The organism is Oricola nitratireducens (genome assembly GCF_014904745.1).
Taxonomy (GTDB): Bacteria; Pseudomonadota; Alphaproteobacteria; order Rhizobiales; family Rhizobiaceae; genus Oricola; species Oricola nitratireducens.
This window is the reverse complement of record NZ_JACZCS010000022.1, coordinates 23254-36551: the sequence shown is the minus strand read 5'-3', so window position 1 is coordinate 36551 and position 13298 is coordinate 23254. Positions and strand designations below refer to the sequence as shown.

The window sequence follows — 13298 nt, the reverse complement described above, 5'->3', positions numbered from 1 at the left end:
GGCCACGCCGCCGCGGCGGCGATCATCGGGCTTGCCGGCGTGGCGATCCTCGCCGGCGCTCTCTCGCAGGCGAACCGCCCTCCCGCGCCGCGCACCTACCAGATCGAGCCGGACCGCTATCCGCCGGCACCGGCGCGTTCGGGCCCGAACGTCATCACCTATGAGAGCACGCTCGAGCCCTGGACACCGGAATGGTACGACTGGTGCGACCGCCGCTACCGCTCGTTCAACGGGCAAACCGGCACCTTCCGCGGCTATGACGGGCGCGACCATTTCTGCGTGCCGAGATGATTTTGCGCCGATGAACCGAAAAGGCCCGGACGCATCGCCGTCCGGGCCTTTGCCGTTTCAGGTCAGGAAGGGGTTGGTTCGCCGTTCCTCGCCGAACCGTCCGCCCGGCCCGTGCCCGCAGATGAAGCCAGTCTCGTCTCCGAGCGGAAACAATTTGGTCTTGATCGACGCGATCAGCGCGGCATGGTCGCCGCCCGGAAGATCGGTCCGGCCAATCGATCCGCGGAACAGGACGTCGCCGACATGGGCGAAGCCCGCCGCCCGGTTGTAGAACACGACATGGCCCGGCGCATGGCCCGGGCAATGCAGCACCTCGAATTCGTGCCCCGAAAACGAAACCGTGTCGCCATCCTCCAGCCACCGGTCCGGCGTCACGTTGCGCACATCCGCCTCGACGCCGAACATCCGCGCCTGGTCCTCGAGCTTGTCGAGCAGCATCTTGTCGTCCTTGTGCGGCCCGATGATCTCGACGCCGAGCGCGTCCTTCAGCTCCATCGCGCCGCCCGCATGGTCGATATGGCCATGCGTCAGCCAGATCGCGTCGACCGTGATGCCGTTCTTGTCCAGCGCCTCGCGGATATGCGCGACATCGCCGCCGGGATCGACCACGACGCCGTGCTTCGTCTCGGCGTCGTACAGGACGGTGCAATTCTGCTGGAATGCCGTCACCGGGATGATCAGCGCGTTCAGCGTCGCGGCCATGGGGCTCCCCTTGAGTGCTGTGGTTTGTGGCAGCTTCCTGCCAGCTAATCCACCGTCCCCGCAAGGGCGATAGAACAAGGCGGCCCGCAGCAGACCGCCTTTGTGGATCAGGTATCGGTGATTGCCGGAATCAGCAGCCTATTCGGCCGCTGCCGCGTGAACCGGCTGCACCGCCGCCGAATAGTCGTTCACCAGCGTCCGCGTGATCTCGCCCACCTCGAAACGATACGGCCCGATCTCGGAGACCGGCGTCACCTCGGCGGCCGTGCCGGTCAGGAAGCACTGTTCGAAGCCTTCCATCTCTTCCGGCATGATCACGCGCTCCACGACCTCGTAACCGCGCGCCTTGGCAAGACCGATCACCGTGCGCCGGGTGATGCCGTCCAGGAAGCAGTCCGGGTCCGGCGTGTGGATGACGCCGTCCTTGACGAAGAACACGTTCGCGCCCGTCGCCTCTGCAACCCGGCCGCGCCAGTCGAGCATCAGCGCGTCGGCATAGCCCTTGGCTTCCGCGGCATGCTTGGAGAGCGTGCAGATCATGTAGAGGCCCGCTGCCTTGGATTTCGACGGCGCGGTGCGCGGATCGGGCCGGCGCCATTCGGAAATATCCAGGCGAATGCCCTTCATCTTCTGTTCCGGGTCGAAATAGCTCGGCCATTGCCAGATCGCGACCGCGACATTGATGCGGTTTTTCTGCGCCGAAACGCCCATCATTTCCGAGCCGCGCCAGGCGATCGGGCGCACATAGGCGTCCGAGAAGCCCTGCATGCGCAGAAGCTCGATGCAGGCGTTGTCGATCTCCTTCACCGAATAGGGAATCTCGAAACCGAGGATGCGGCCCGATTCATGCAGCCGTTCGGTATGTTCGGTCAGCTTGAAAATTTCGCCGCCATAGGCGCGCTCGCCCTCGAACACCGCGCTTGCATAATGCAGGCCGTGCGTCAGGACGTGAATCTTGGCGTCCTTCCACGGCACGAATTCGCCGTTCATCCAGATATGGCCGTCTAGCTGATCAAATGGGACTCCAGCCATGGGAAACTCCGTTCTTCCGCCGTGATCTTTTCTTTGTCGTTGTATTATGTGAGGGACATTATGCGGCCTTTGCGGCGCAACAACCACGAATTTCCGGATCGCGGATCTTTTCGAATGCTGCGTGGCACGTGCCTTACCCTTGAAAGAAATTACCCAATGCGGCAAATTATGTCAACATAACTGACATAAAATCCATGTCCCCGACCCCGAATAGAGAGACGAACGCACCGCGCCGATGACCACCAAAACCGAGACCCTTCCCGCCTCCGGGTTGATCGAGCTTCTGTTTTTCGCCTATCGCGACTTCATCTCCGACCCGGACACGATCCTCGGCGAGATCGGTTTCGGGCGCGCCCATCACCGTGTTTTGCACTTCGTCGACCGCAAGCCGGGGCTTACGGTGGCCGAACTCCTCGATCTACTGAAGATCACCAAGCAAAGCCTGGCGCGCGTCCTGAAACAGCTGGTCGACGGCGGATATGTCGAACAGCGGCCGGGTCCGGTCGACCGCCGCCAGCGCGAACTCTACCTCACCGGCACCGGGCGGACGCTGATACGCAGCCTGCGCGAGCCACAGTCTCGCCGCATAGTGGCGGCATTGGAGCAATCGGGCTGCGCGGAGGAGGATATCGCAAGGTTTCTTTTCGCCATGGTGACCGACAACGCGAAGCATCAGATTTCCGTGCTGAACGCTGGCGGCCGCGATGGCGCTGCGGAACCGCGCCCAAGCGAGGATTGATGAACGAAACGACCGACACCACGATTGCCGACGACGCGCCCCACATCCTGATCGTCGACGACGACACCCGCATCCGCACGCTTCTGACCGAATATCTGTGCAAGAACGGGTTCCGCGTAAACAGCGCGTCGACCGCCGAGGAAGCGCGGCGCAAGATCGACGGGCTGGAATTCGATCTTCTTGTCCTCGATGTCATGATGCCCGGCGAAAACGGCGTATCGCTGGCGCGCAGCCTGCGCGGCGAAGACCGGCAGGTGCCGATCCTGATGCTGACCGCGCGCTCCGAAACCGAACACCGCATCGAGGGCCTGGAGGCAGGCGCCGACGATTACCTGCCCAAGCCTTTCGATCCGCGCGAACTGCTTCTGCGCGTCAGCAACATCGTCAAGCGCGGCGCCGGCCCGAGCCAGCCGAAGATCGAGCAGATCGTTTTCGGCCCCTTCACATTCGTGATTGCCCGGCGCGAACTCAAGCGCAACGGCGAACTGATTCACCTGACCGACCGCGAGCAGGAGATCATGGTGCGCTTCGCGGAAAATGCCGGCGACACCATCCCGCGCCACGAGATGTTCGCGGAAAGCGCCGGAATCGGCGAACGCACGATCGACGTTCAGATCAACCGCCTGCGCCGCAAGATCGAATCCGATCCGGCGAACCCGCGTTATCTTCAAACGGTGCGGGGAATAGGCTACCGTTTGTCGATTGAATAGCGAACGGGCGCAAATCGACGCCCCAATGCGGGCGGCAGACAGGCAGAATGGCCACGGCAGGTCTCGGCGAAAACCGGGTTAAACGACCGCGCAAGCGCACGCTCTGGCGTCGCGTGCGCACTTTTCTGCGCACCAGCAACCTGGCGCTGCGGCGTTTCTTCGGGCGTTTCACGCAGTCGATGCCGCGCGGCCTCTATGCCCGCTCGCTGATCATCATCATCGCGCCGATGGTCCTGCTGCAGTCGGTCATCGCTTTCGTCTTCATGGAACGGCACTGGCAGACGGTCACGCAACGCCTCTCGACCGCCGTCACCCGCGACATCGCCGCGATCATCGACATGATCGAAACCTATCCGCACAATGCCGAATACGAGCAGGTCATCCGCATCGCGCGTGACCGGCTGGCGCTCAACGTCGCCATCCTGCCGCCCGACCCCCTGCCCGCCCCGGCGCCGAAGCCGTTCTTCTCGATCCTCGACCGCATCCTCTCGGAAGAGATCACCAAGCAGATCGGCCGGCCGTTCTGGATCGACACCGTCGGCAATTCCAACCTCGTCGAGATCCGCATCCAGCTCGACGGCAAGGTGCTGCGCGTTCTCGCCCGGCGCAGCCAGGCCTACGCCTCCAACACCCACATCTTCCTGTTGTGGATGGTCGGCACCTCGCTTGTCCTGCTGTTCATCGCCATCCTCTTCCTGCGCAACCAGATCCGTCCGATCCAGAAACTCGCCGAGGCTGCCGAGAGCTTCGGCAAGGGCCGAGCGCTGCCGCCGGACTTCCGGCCCCGCGGCGCCATCGAGGTCCGCCGCGCCGGTCTCGCCTTCATCCAGATGCGCGAGCGCATCGAAAAGCAGATCGAACAGCGCACCACCATGTTGAGCGGCGTCAGCCACGACTTGCGCACCATTCTCACCCGCTTCAAGCTGCAGTTGGCGCTGTCCAGGGACAAGGATCTCACCGACGCGCTCGAAAAGGATGTCGGCGACATGCAGTCCATGCTCGAGGGCTACCTGTCGTTTGCGCGCGGCGACGCGAAGGAGGAAACCGGAGAGCTGGACCTGAATGCGATTCTCGAACAGATCCGCATAGACGGCCGTCTTGCGGGCAAGAAGGTGAAGACAAGCCTGATCGGGCGCCCCGACATCGTCGTGCGGCCCGGCGCCTTCCGCCGGCTCGTCACCAACCTCACCTCGAACGCGTTCCGCCACGCGAACCGGGTGGAAATCGTCGCCCGCAACGCCAAGGGCTGGCTGACCCTGACCGTCGACGACGACGGCCCAGGCATTCCCGAGGAACTGCGCGAAGACGTTTTCCGCCCCTTCTACCGTCTCGACGAAGCCCGCAATCTCAACGAAACCGGAACCGGCCTCGGCCTGTCGATCGCGCGCGACATCGCCCGCAGCCACGGCGGCGACATCGTGCTGGACGACAGCCCGATCGGCGGCCTGCGCGCGGAAATGCGCCTGCCGGTCTGATGGAAGGCAAGCAATTCCAGGAAAAGTGGAAACCGGTTTTCCGTCCGGAATTGCGGGAAAACAAACGGTTGGAGACGTTCATCGATTCCGTGAAACGATGAACGTCTCTAAAGCAGCCGCCGGCCGTTCGGCACCGGCTTGTCGACCGCGGCCAGAACGATCGCGCCGTTCTCGTCGGCGAAACCGAGCGTCAGTACCTCGGAGCGGATCGGCCCGATCTGGCGCGGCGGAAAGTTCACCACCGCCATCACCTGCCGGCCGACGAGCTCCTCCGGCGTGTAATGGACGGTAATCTGCGCCGAGGATTTCTTCAGGCCGATTTCGGGCCCGAAATCGATGACCATCTTGATGGCGGGCTTGCGCGCTTCCGGAAAAGGCTCCGCCTCCACGATGGTGCCCGTGCGGATGTCGATCCGCAGGTAGTCGTCAAAGGATATCTGAGGCGCAAGCGCCTCCGGATCCGATGCCATGACTGTCTCCCTAGGCTTCGCCCATGGTCTCGAACATGGTGCTTTCGAGCGCTTCCTTCGCGGTGACGCCCGACCACAGCACGAACTGGAAGGCCTGGTAGTAGGATTCGCAGGTCTCGATCGCGCTCGACAGCATCACCTCGACCTGGGCTTCCGTCGGCTCCGCGCCGCCGGCGAGCAGCAGCGAATGGCGGAACATCACCGCGCCTTCCTGCTCCCACAGGTCGAAATGGCCCATCAGCAACTGCTCGTTGATCATCGACAGCAGGCGCATCAGCTCGGCATAGCGGCTGTCGTGAACCTTGACGTCGAAACCGCAGGCGAAATGGAGCGACTCGAAATCCTCCATCCATGCGTAAGAGATATGGTAGTTGGTCCAGTGCCCCTCGACCGCGACGGCGATCTCGTCGTCGCCGGTACGTTCGAAGTTCCAGTCATTGATGTGAGCAACCTGCTCGATCACATCGACAGGATGTGCGGCACGGTAATAATCCAGCTCAATCAGGCTCATTGCCATTCCTATTCCGTTTTTCAGCCCCTGGGGGGCAGCGCTTTCAAAACCGGGTTCAAACACACGGACACGGTTACGATGAAGGCGAACGAGTGCTGCAACGGACTGAGGCGGCTGCGCTGTACTTTCATTCGCTGGTACGAATCACTCAATAATTTCAGTCTATTGATCCGAGAGTCGCGGGGAAGCCCCCCGCCCCCAAATCAGATGTGGATAGGCGGCGCTCGCCGAATCGGCGATTCAGTAAGCGACTCTGAAACCTCGATTTTTTGAGCGTTTCGAGTAACGAAAAAAATCGTTGTGAATTTTTCTTGATGGCTGCCCGAGGGCTTATTTCGACGTTTTTTCAGCCAGTTTCGCTTCCAGCTCGTCGATGCGCTTCGCCAGCGCGTCGTTTTCCTCGCGCGCCTTGACCGCCATTTCGCGCACGGCGTCGAACTCCTCGCGCTGGACGAGGTCCATGCCGGACAGGAATTTTTCCGCCTGATGCCGGAAAGCCGTCTCGACCTCGCCGCGCATGCTCTGCGCCGTTCCCGCCATATCGGTCATCAGGCGGGCAAAATCGTCGAGAAACTTGTTGGGCCCAGTTGTCATGGCGGCTGCTCCTGTGTTCAAGACATAGGTATTGCCGCGTCCGGCGCAATGCAAGACGGCGCCCACCGAACCGGCGCAACCGGTTTACGATGCACGCAGGATGATCATGTTTCCATTCAGCCTTCCCGAACTGGCCATCGCCTTTCCGAACATCGATCCGGTCATTTTCCAGCTCGGGCCGGTCGCCATCCGCTGGTATTCGCTGGCCTATATCGTCGGCATCGTTCTCGGCTGGCTCTATGCACGCCGCATCGTGCGCACCGAACGCCTCTGGGGCCGCCCGGCGCCGGTCACCGTCGCCGAGCTCGACGACTTTCTTCTGTGGGCGACGATCGGCATCGTCGTCGGCGGACGCCTCGGTTACGTCCTGTTCTACGACCTTCCGCTTTACATGCAGGATCCGGCGGCGATTTTCGCCACCTGGCGCGGCGGCATGTCCTTTCACGGCGGGTTGATCGGGACCACGATCGCGATGTTCGCCTTTGCCTGGCGGCGCAAGCTTCCGGTCTGGAGCCTCATCGACATCGTCTCGGCGGTGGTGCCGATCGGTCTCTTCTTCGGCAGGATCGCGAACTTCATCAATTCCGAACTCTGGGGCCGGCCAACCGACGTCCCCTGGGCCGTCGTCTTTCCCAATGGCGGCCCTTTGCCGCGCCACCCGAGCCAGATCTACGAGGCCGCGCTCGAGGGCATCGTTCTTTTCCTCGTGCTCAGGCTATGCACCCACCGCTTCCTGAAACTGCGCTCGCCGCGCTTCGTCACCGGCGTCTTCATCGCCGGCTACGGCATCGCGCGCACGCTGGTTGAATTCGTGCGCGAGCCCGATCCGCAGCTCGGCTATCTCTTCGGCGGCTGGCTGACCATGGGCATGGTCCTGTCGCTGCCGATGATCCTTCTCGGCGTCGTCCTGTTCCTGACGGCAAGACCGGCGCCTGCCGATACCGCGCCGGTCAGCGAATGAGCGCGACCCTCGAAGCGAAGATCCGGCGCCTGATCGAGGCGGCGGGACCGCTGCCCGTCTCCGACTACATGGCGCTGTGCCTGTTCGATCCGGTACACGGCTACTACACGACGCGTAACCCCTTCGGCACGCGGGGCGATTTCATCACCGCTCCCGAGATCAGCCAGATGTTCGGCGAGATCGTCGGCGCGTGGCTCGTCCATGCGTGGCGCGCGCTTGGCCGGCCCGATCCCTTCGTCTTGGCGGAAATGGGCCCGGGACGCGGCACGCTGATGCGCGACATCCTGCGCACCGCGCGGCTCGATCCGGCTTTCCTCGCCGCGGCGCGCCTCCATCTCGTCGAGACCAGCGCGAGACTGCGCGACATCCAGCGCGCGACGCTCGCCGGCGCGGCATCGCAATGCACCTGGTGCGACGATATCGCTGCCCTTCCCGCCCTGCCGCTCCTGTTCGTCGCAAACGAGTTGTTCGACGCCGTGCCGGTCCGCCAGATCGAGAAAACGGCCCGGGGCTGGTGCGAACGCCGCGTCGGCATCGATCCGGAAGGCGCGTTGCGTTTCCTGCCCGGCCCGCCGCTTGGCGACCTTTCGATCCTGCCGCAGGGCGCTTCCGAACAGACCGAGGGCGCTATTTTCGAATATGCGCCTGCCCGCGAGGCCATCGCCTCGGAACTGGGTCTGCGCCTGGCGCAGGACGGCGGCGCGGCGCTGCTGATCGATTACGGGCACCTGCAATCGGGCTTCGCGGACACCTTGCAGGCAATGCGCAGTCACCGGTTCGTATCCGTCTTCGAGGAACCGGGCGCCGCCGACCTGACGAGCCATGTCGATTTCGAGGCGCTCGCGAAGGCGGCGTCGGCAGCCGGCGCCACGGCCATGAAACCGATGACCCAGGGAGCGTTCCTGCTGGCGCTCGGGCTTGCTGAACGCGCCGGAGCGCTTGGCGGCGGCAAGGACGAATTGACGCAGGACGCGATCCGCGAAGCCGCGGAACGCCTGGCCGGAAACGGCGAAGGCCGGATGGGCGAATTGTTCAAGGTCCTGTGCCTCACGGGCCGGCCGCTTGCGCTGCCGCCGTTCGCGTGATGGCCAATTTCGCCGTGTTGACATGGTCGGGACGCTGCAACAGGGTGCGATGCCAGCGGAGCATGCATTCCATATGACCACCGACACACGGGATACCCTGCGCCCGATCCAATCCGATATTCTCTCCGGCATCCCCAATGTCCGGCACGGTTTTTTCACCCGCGAGGGCGGTGTGTCCTCCGGCATCTATGCAGGCCTCAATGTCGGCCTCGGCTCGGATGACGATCCGCGCCGGATCCGTGAAAACCGCGATCGCGTCGCCGCATGGCTCGGCCGGCCGGACGCCATCCTGTCGACGCCGCACCAGGTCCATTCGCCCGATGTCCTCACCATCGGCAAACCGCTGGAAGAGACCGTTCGCCCGAAGGCCGATGCCGTCGTGACGGCAACGCCCGGCGTGATCGTCGGCGTGCTGACGGCCGATTGCGGGCCGATCCTGTTTGCCGACGAGGAGGGTGGCGTCGTCGCCGCCGCGCATGCCGGCTGGAAAGGCGCCTTTTCCGGCGTCATCGAGAACACGGTCGACGCCATGGTTGACGCCGGCGCGCGCCGCGATGCGATCCGCGCCGTGCTCGGACCATCGATCGGGGGAGCGAACTACGAGGTTGGCCCGGAATTCGAAGCGCGCTTCGTCAGCGCCGATCCCGCAAACGGCAGCTACTTCAAACCCTCGGATCGCGAAGGCCATTTCCTGTTCGATCTGCCGGCCTATATTCTGGCGCGGCTTTCGGCGGCCGGTGTCGACGGCGCGCATACGGGGCATTGCACCTACGACGACGAAGAGCGCTTCTTCTCCTACCGGCGAACGACGCACCGGCGCGAACCGGACTACGGACGCCAGATTTCCGCAATTGTGTTGAGTGACTGACTTGATTTCCTTCCCCTTGGACGAGGAGAACCGCCATGGCCCTGCATTTTGACGCCCAGGAATACGACGCCCGAAAGGAACGCCTTCTTGCCCGGATGAAGGACGAGAAGCTGGACGCCATGCTGCTCTTCGCGCAGGAGAGCATGTACTGGCTGACCGGCTACGACACGTTCGGCTTCTGCTTCTTCCAGTGCATGATCGTCGAGGCGAGCGGCGATATCGCGCTTTTGACGCGTTCCGCCGACCTGCGCCAGGCCCGCCACACGTCGAATGTCGAGACCATCGTCGTCTGGGAAGATCGCGCCAATGCGAATCCTGCCCGCGAACTGAAGCAGCTTCTCTCCGACCGCGACCTGCTCGGCAAGCGCATCGGCGTCGAATATGACACGCAGGGCCTGACCGCGTTCAATGGCCGCCGGGTGGACGAGGCGCTCAACACCTTCGCCACGCTCGAAGACTCCTCCAGGCTCATCCCCGGCCTCAGGGCGGTCAAGTCCGCGGCGGAGATCGAATACACGAAAAAGGCTGCGGCCCTTGCCGACGACGCGTTCGACGCAGCCATCCCGCTGATCAGGGCCGGCACCGATGAAAGCGCCATCCTTGCCGCCATGCAGTGCGCGATTTTCGAGGGCGGCGGCGACTATGCCGGCAACGAATTCATCATCGGGTCCGGCGAGGACGCCCTGCTTTGCCGCTACAAGTCGGGGCGCCGCAAGCTCGAAGCGAACGACCAGATGACGCTCGAATGGGCCGGCGCCTACCGGCGCTACCATGCGGCCATGATGCGCACGGTGGTGACCGGCAAGCCGACCGGCCGTCACCTCGAACTGTACGACGCCGCGAAAACGGCGCTGATCGCCTGCGAGGAGGTGATGAAACCCGGCCACACCTTCGGCGACGTCTTCGACGCCCATGCGCAGGCCATGGCCGATGCCGACCTGACCCGCCACCGGCTCAACGCCTGCGGTTATTCGCTTGGCGCCCATTTCGCCCCGTGCTGGATGGACAGGCCGATGTTCTATGCCGGCAACCCGGTCCCGATCGAACCGAACATGACCCTGTTCGCCCACATGATCATCGCCGATTCCGAAACCGGAACGGCGATGACGCTCGGCCAGACCTACCTCACCACGGACGAGGCGCCGCAGTGCCTGTCGAGGCATAACCTTGATTTGATCGTGGGTTAGGATAAAGGGTTACTGCACTTTGCCTCGGCACGAACAAGAATAACAGGAAGTGGGTGCATGACGGGATTTCTCGCTCGGCTCGCCGCCATGGCCTGCCTTCTCATCCTCGTCACCGCATGCACCGGTTCGGAAAAGGTGCTCGATCTGGAATCCGGCCAGGACCAGGATCAGGCGGCCGCGTCGGCGCAATTCCCGAGCATACCGTCGGAAGCGACCCCGCCCGGCGCCGTTACGGCGCCATCCTCGACAACCGCCGTGCCGGAAATCGCCCGCGTTCATTTCGCGCCGATCGTCGGCGCCCCGGTCGACAAGGTGGAGGCCCTTTCGAAACGCCTGGTCGCCGCCGGCAGCGCGCAGGGCGTCAGGCTCGTCTCGCAAGACGCAGCCGGGAACGCAGCCGGTTACACACACGAGATCAAGGGCTATTTCTCCGCGTTTTCCGAGAACGGATCGACGACGGTGATCCATGTCTGGGACGTCATCACGCCGAGCGGACAGCGCGTTCATCGCATTCAGGGCCAGGAAACGGTTCCCGGCGTCACACCCGATCCATGGGCCTCGGTAACGCCGGCAACGATGGAGGCGATAGCCGACAAGGTGATCGCCGCCTACGCCGCCTGGCTCAAGAGCGGCGCCTAAGATGGTGATTGTCCGAAAGTTTTGCGGTGCGAAAACAATCTCACGCCTTGCATTAGGGGGCGATGGCTGTAAAACCCGCGCCAAGTTCTCCAAAATCCGCACCGGTAGGGCGCAATGAAACTTTTTGCTGGCAACTCCAACCGCCAACTCGCCGAATCCGTTGCCAAATATCTGGGAGTGAGCGTCGGGCGGGCCAGTGTCCGCCGCTTCGCCGACGAGGAGATCTTCGTCGAGATCCAGGAGAATGTGCGCGGCGAGGATGTTTTCATCCTGCAATCCACGTCCTATCCGGCCAACGATCACCTGATGGAACTGCTCATCATGATCGATGCGTTCCGCCGGTCGTCGGCGCGCCGCATCACCGCCGTCCTGCCCTATTTCGGCTATGCCCGCCAGGACCGCCGCATGTCCGGCCGCACGCCGATATCGGCCAAGCTGGTCGCCAACCTGATCACCCGCGCCGGCGCGGACCGCGTCCTGACGCTCGACCTTCATGCCGGCCAGATCCAGGGGTTCTTCGACATCCCGACCGACAATCTCTACGCCGTTCCGGTCATGGCGCGCGACATCCGCGCAAAGCACAAGAACCTGTCCAGCGTGATCGTCGTCTCGCCCGATGTCGGCGGCGTGGTGCGCGCCCGCTCGCTGGCCAAGCGCCTTGACGACGCGTTGCTCGCCATCGTCGACAAGCGCCGCGACCGCCCCGGCGAATCCGAGGTGATGAACGTGATCGGCGATATCAAGGACAAAGCCTGTTTCCTGATCGACGACATCATCGATTCCGGCGGCACGCTGTGCAACGCCGCCGAGGCCTTGCTCGACAAGGGCGCCAAAAGCGTCACCGCCTACATCACCCATGGCGTGCTATCCGGCGGCGCCGTCAACAGGATCATGGATTCCAAGCTGACGGAACTCGTCATCACGGATTCCATCCAGCCGACGGCCGGTGTCGAATCCGCACCGAATATCCGCGTGCTGTCGGTCACCGACCTGATCGGCGAGGCCATCGCCCGCACCTCGCACGAACAGTCCGTTTCGAGCCTGTTCGACTGATCAAGGCACGGCTCGCGGCGACATATCCCCGCCGACTGCAACAGGATCACCTCGCCGCCCGGCTCACCATTCGATCGGCTTGCCGTCCCGGAAGAATCCGCCCGTCGGGCCATCCTTCGGCAATGTCGCGGCCCAGACGATGCCGCGCGCGCCTTCGGGGATCGGCCGCCCGCCGCCACCCATGTCGGTCGCGACCCAGCCCGGGCAGACCGCGTTGACCAGGATCCGGTCGCGCTTCAACTCGTTGGCGAGCATCAGGGTCAACCCGTTCAGCGCCAGCTTGGAAAGACAATAGGCCGGCGTCTCGCCGGTCATCGACGACAGTTGCCCCGATTCGCTCGATACGTTGACGATCCGCCCCGCCGGCGATTTGCGCAGCAGCGGCAACAAGGCCACGCTCAGCCGCCACGGCCCGAGCGTGTTGATGGCATGCGCCTCCTCCGCAATCGCGAAATCGGGCTCGGCGACCCGCTCCCACGTGTCGTAGTGGACGGCGGCATTGTTGATCAGCCCGTCCAGCGCGCCGAAGCGGCTGGTGATGTCGCCGGCCGCCGTCTCGACGCTCGCCCCGTCGCCGGTATCGAGATGAACGAAATGCGCGTCGAACCCTGCATCGCGGAACGCTGTCTCCGTGTCCGCCCCGCGCGCGGCGTCGCGAATGCCGAGAAGCACCCGGTGGCCCTTTTCCGCCAGCTGTTTAGCCGTTTCGCGCCCGAGCCCGCGGTTTGCGCCGGTTACCAGAAAGATCGATGTGTTCATGAGTGCTCCTGAGACGGGATCGCCGGATCCGGAACGCTAGAACCCGAAGCGCGCAGGTCAATATGCGATTTTCCGTCTCCCGGCGGATGCCGCGCCCTTTGCCGGCCGCATGATCGGCGGTTGCGCGTCCCGGCGTGTTGCGCTATAGGCACGCGCACCCGTGCAGACACCCTTGGAGGCAGCGCGGGCAAGGCCGGGCGACCGGCTTTGGTTTTTCTGGAA

At 63.7% G+C, this 13298-nt stretch carries 16 protein-coding genes; 10 read left to right on the top strand and 6 right to left on the bottom strand.

Annotated elements, in window-relative coordinates; genetic code table 11:
- On the top strand, positions 1 to 291 hold a 291-nt coding region (locus IG169_RS11795; protein ID WP_193176411.1), incomplete at its 5' end, for a BA14K family protein.
- Between the two features lie 57 nt (positions 292 to 348).
- On the opposite strand, the gene IG169_RS11790 is transcribed toward IG169_RS11795, so the two are convergent.
- Positions 349 to 993 carry an MBL fold metallo-hydrolase gene (locus tag IG169_RS11790; protein ID WP_281435913.1) on the bottom strand — a complete coding sequence of 215 codons (645 nt, stop codon included), beginning with the start codon at positions 991 to 993 and terminating at the stop codon, positions 349 to 351.
- A 138-nt stretch (positions 994 to 1131) separates the two neighbouring features.
- A complete protein-coding gene (locus IG169_RS11785) occupies positions 1132 to 2025 on the bottom strand; it encodes a branched-chain amino acid aminotransferase (protein ID WP_193176410.1) in 894 nt (297 codons plus the stop codon).
- Positions 2026 to 2260: 235 nt separating this feature from the next.
- On the opposite strand from IG169_RS11785, the gene IG169_RS11780 reads away from it, so the two are divergent.
- From IG169_RS11780 to IG169_RS11770, 3 genes are all read left to right on the top strand, one after another.
- The gene (locus IG169_RS11780) at positions 2261 to 2764 is read left to right on the top strand and encodes a MarR family winged helix-turn-helix transcriptional regulator (protein WP_193176409.1); all 504 of its coding nucleotides are present in this window, start codon (positions 2261 to 2263) and stop codon (positions 2762 to 2764) included.
- Positions 2764 to 3474 carry a response regulator gene (locus IG169_RS11775; RefSeq protein WP_193176408.1) on the top strand — a complete coding sequence of 237 codons (711 nt, stop codon included), beginning with the start codon at positions 2764 to 2766 and terminating at the stop codon, positions 3472 to 3474. The genes IG169_RS11780 and IG169_RS11775 overlap by 1 nt, the downstream gene beginning before the upstream one ends.
- A 179-nt stretch (positions 3475 to 3653) precedes the next feature.
- Positions 3654 to 4949 carry an ATP-binding protein gene (locus tag IG169_RS11770; RefSeq protein WP_246717334.1) on the top strand — a complete coding sequence of 432 codons (1296 nt, stop codon included), beginning with the start codon at positions 3654 to 3656 and terminating at the stop codon, positions 4947 to 4949.
- A 107-nt stretch (positions 4950 to 5056) separates the two neighbouring features.
- On the opposite strand, the gene IG169_RS11765 is transcribed toward IG169_RS11770, so the two are convergent.
- The 3 genes from IG169_RS11765 to IG169_RS11755 all read right to left on the bottom strand — a co-directional run bounded on the left by IG169_RS11765 (position 5057) and on the right by IG169_RS11755 (position 6524).
- Complete coding sequence (locus tag IG169_RS11765; protein ID WP_193176406.1) at positions 5057 to 5419, bottom strand: tRNA-binding protein; 363 nt, start codon at positions 5417 to 5419, stop codon at positions 5057 to 5059.
- A gap of 10 nt (positions 5420 to 5429) precedes the next feature.
- The gene (locus tag IG169_RS11760; protein ID WP_193176405.1) at positions 5430 to 5930 is read right to left on the bottom strand and encodes a type III secretion system chaperone family protein; all 501 of its coding nucleotides are present in this window, start codon (positions 5928 to 5930) and stop codon (positions 5430 to 5432) included.
- Between the two features lie 330 nt (positions 5931 to 6260).
- Positions 6261 to 6524, bottom strand: coding sequence for an accessory factor UbiK family protein (locus IG169_RS11755; protein ID WP_193176404.1), 264 nt, complete (start codon positions 6522 to 6524; stop codon positions 6261 to 6263).
- A 106-nt stretch (positions 6525 to 6630) separates the two neighbouring features.
- On the opposite strand from IG169_RS11755, the gene lgt reads away from it, so the two are divergent.
- The 6 genes from lgt to IG169_RS11725 all read left to right on the top strand — a co-directional run bounded on the left by lgt (position 6631) and on the right by IG169_RS11725 (position 12317).
- Positions 6631 to 7485: a prolipoprotein diacylglyceryl transferase gene (gene lgt, locus IG169_RS11750; RefSeq protein WP_246717333.1), complete on the top strand. Its 855-nt coding sequence runs from the start codon at positions 6631 to 6633 to the stop codon at positions 7483 to 7485.
- The gene (locus IG169_RS11745; RefSeq protein WP_193176402.1) at positions 7482 to 8570 is read left to right on the top strand and encodes a class I SAM-dependent methyltransferase; all 1089 of its coding nucleotides are present in this window, start codon (positions 7482 to 7484) and stop codon (positions 8568 to 8570) included. Before lgt ends, IG169_RS11745 begins: the two co-directional genes overlap by 4 nt.
- A gap of 73 nt (positions 8571 to 8643) precedes the next feature.
- Positions 8644 to 9438: a peptidoglycan editing factor PgeF gene (pgeF, locus tag IG169_RS11740; RefSeq protein ID WP_193176401.1), complete on the top strand. Its 795-nt coding sequence runs from the start codon at positions 8644 to 8646 to the stop codon at positions 9436 to 9438.
- Positions 9439 to 9473: 35 nt separating this feature from the next.
- A complete protein-coding gene (locus IG169_RS11735; RefSeq protein ID WP_193176400.1) occupies positions 9474 to 10625 on the top strand; it encodes a M24 family metallopeptidase in 1152 nt (383 codons plus the stop codon).
- Between the two features lie 57 nt (positions 10626 to 10682).
- Positions 10683 to 11264 carry a hypothetical protein gene (locus IG169_RS11730; protein ID WP_193176399.1) on the top strand — a complete coding sequence of 194 codons (582 nt, stop codon included), beginning with the start codon at positions 10683 to 10685 and terminating at the stop codon, positions 11262 to 11264.
- Between the two features lie 114 nt (positions 11265 to 11378).
- Positions 11379 to 12317: a ribose-phosphate pyrophosphokinase gene (locus IG169_RS11725; protein WP_193176398.1), complete on the top strand. Its 939-nt coding sequence runs from the start codon at positions 11379 to 11381 to the stop codon at positions 12315 to 12317.
- A gap of 63 nt (positions 12318 to 12380) precedes the next feature.
- On the opposite strand, the gene IG169_RS11720 is transcribed toward IG169_RS11725, so the two are convergent.
- Entirely contained in the window at positions 12381 to 13076 is a 696-nt protein-coding gene (locus IG169_RS11720) for an SDR family NAD(P)-dependent oxidoreductase (RefSeq protein WP_193176397.1), read from the bottom strand.
- Positions 13077 to 13298 lie beyond the last annotated feature (222 nt).

What these genes read in the sequence shown, in the direction of transcription:
- IG169_RS11760 (WP_193176405.1), bottom strand. Translation starts at nt 5,930, where the DNA reads ATGAGCCTGATTGAGCTGGATTATTACCGTGCCGCACATCCTGTCGAT.
- IG169_RS11725 (WP_193176398.1), top strand. Translation starts at nt 11,379, where the DNA reads ATGAAACTTTTTGCTGGCAACTCCAACCGCCAACTCGCCGAATCCGTT.
- IG169_RS11785 (WP_193176410.1), bottom strand. Translation starts at nt 2,025, where the DNA reads ATGGCTGGAGTCCCATTTGATCAGCTAGACGGCCATATCTGGATGAAC.
- IG169_RS11775 (WP_193176408.1), top strand. Translation starts at nt 2,764, where the DNA reads ATGAACGAAACGACCGACACCACGATTGCCGACGACGCGCCCCACATC.
- IG169_RS11745 (WP_193176402.1), top strand. Translation starts at nt 7,482, where the DNA reads ATGAGCGCGACCCTCGAAGCGAAGATCCGGCGCCTGATCGAGGCGGCG.
- IG169_RS11720 (WP_193176397.1), bottom strand. Translation starts at nt 13,076, where the DNA reads ATGAACACATCGATCTTTCTGGTAACCGGCGCAAACCGCGGGCTCGGG.
- IG169_RS11780 (WP_193176409.1), top strand. Translation starts at nt 2,261, where the DNA reads ATGACCACCAAAACCGAGACCCTTCCCGCCTCCGGGTTGATCGAGCTT.
- IG169_RS11730 (WP_193176399.1), top strand. Translation starts at nt 10,683, where the DNA reads ATGACGGGATTTCTCGCTCGGCTCGCCGCCATGGCCTGCCTTCTCATC.
- IG169_RS11755 (WP_193176404.1), bottom strand. Translation starts at nt 6,524, where the DNA reads ATGACAACTGGGCCCAACAAGTTTCTCGACGATTTTGCCCGCCTGATG.
- lgt (WP_246717333.1), top strand. Translation starts at nt 6,631, where the DNA reads ATGTTTCCATTCAGCCTTCCCGAACTGGCCATCGCCTTTCCGAACATC.
- IG169_RS11770 (WP_246717334.1), top strand. Translation starts at nt 3,654, where the DNA reads ATGCCGCGCGGCCTCTATGCCCGCTCGCTGATCATCATCATCGCGCCG.
- IG169_RS11735 (WP_193176400.1), top strand. Translation starts at nt 9,474, where the DNA reads ATGGCCCTGCATTTTGACGCCCAGGAATACGACGCCCGAAAGGAACGC.
- IG169_RS11790 (WP_281435913.1), bottom strand. Translation starts at nt 993, where the DNA reads ATGGCCGCGACGCTGAACGCGCTGATCATCCCGGTGACGGCATTCCAG.
- pgeF (WP_193176401.1), top strand. Translation starts at nt 8,644, where the DNA reads ATGACCACCGACACACGGGATACCCTGCGCCCGATCCAATCCGATATT.
- IG169_RS11765 (WP_193176406.1), bottom strand. Translation starts at nt 5,419, where the DNA reads ATGGCATCGGATCCGGAGGCGCTTGCGCCTCAGATATCCTTTGACGAC.